The sequence below is a fragment of the Duganella sp. CF517 genome (assembly GCF_900110275.1).
Classification (GTDB): Bacteria; Pseudomonadota; Gammaproteobacteria; order Burkholderiales; family Burkholderiaceae_D; genus Rugamonas.
Genome location: NZ_FODC01000029.1, coordinates 1 through 1,125, shown reverse-complemented (window position 1 = coordinate 1,125; position 1,125 = coordinate 1). Strand labels below are relative to the sequence as shown.

The following is a 1,125-nucleotide window of genomic DNA, read 5'->3' as shown; positions in this document are numbered from 1 at the left end:
GTCTCCGCCCGCCACGGCAGGCAACCACTCGATGGCCAGCTCCGCATGGCGCACAACCACCTGCACCGGCTCCGCCAGGCCTTCCCACAACACCGCCGTCCGCAGGATGTCGTGACGCGCGATCACCTGGTTGAAACTGGCGATGAAGCGCTCCAGCCTTTCGCGGCTGTCGAAGCCCAGCAGCTGCTGGGTGACATAGGCGTCGCCCTCGCCTTGCAGCATGTGGTGGAACAAAATCCCCTCCTGCAGGGGAGCCAGCGGATAGATATCCTGGATATTGGCGGCGCCGCCCGGCACCGCCGCCTCGATGCGCGCGATCTGTTCGACGTCGAGGTCGATCAGGGTTAGCATCTCCGGCGTGATCGCGTCGCAATCCGCAGGGATCAGATTAGACGGCACCACCACATCGCGCCGGTCCTCGTCTCGGGCGACCGATTGCGCGAAGGCCGCCAGCACCGGTTGTTGGAACAGCGTGCGCACCTGCACCGCCATGCCGCGCGCGCGCATGCGCTCCAAGACGCTCAACGCCAGCAGCGAGTGGCCTCCCAGCTCAAAGAAGTTGTCGTGACGTCCGACCCGCTCGATGCCCAGAATATCGGCCCAGATGGCGGCCAGCGCCACTTCCGTGTCCCCCTGCGGTGCCTCGTACTGGCCGGCGCTTTCAAAACCCGGCTCCGGCAGCGCCTTGCGATCAACCTTGCCATTGGCGTTGATCGGCAGCGCATCCATCACCACGATGGCCGACGGCACCATGTAGTCGGGCAGCGTTTCGCCCAGTTTCTCGCGCAGCTCGGCCGCGACCAGTGTTTGTCCGGCCTGCGCCGAGACGTAACCCACCAGGCGCGCGCCGGCCGGACCATCCAGGGCTAGCACCACCGCCTCGCGCACGTCCGCCTGTGCCAGCAATTGCGCCTCGATCTCTCCCAGCTCGATGCGGAAGCCACGGATCTTGACCTGGTGGTCGATACGGCCCAGGTATTCCAGCTGGCCGTCCTGATTCCAGCGAACCAGGTCGCCGGTGCGGTACAACCGCTCGCCATCGGCGCCGAACGGATCGGCGATGAAGCGCTCCGCGCTCAGGCCGGGGCGGCCGAGATAACCGCGCGCCAGACCGTCGCCGGCCAC

Annotated in this window: 1 protein-coding gene; it reads right to left on the bottom strand. The window is 66.8% G+C overall.

The features are described from left to right. Positions 1 to 1,125: condensation domain-containing protein (locus BMX85_RS29840; protein WP_143068124.1), on the bottom strand; the 1,125-nt coding region annotated here is incomplete at both ends.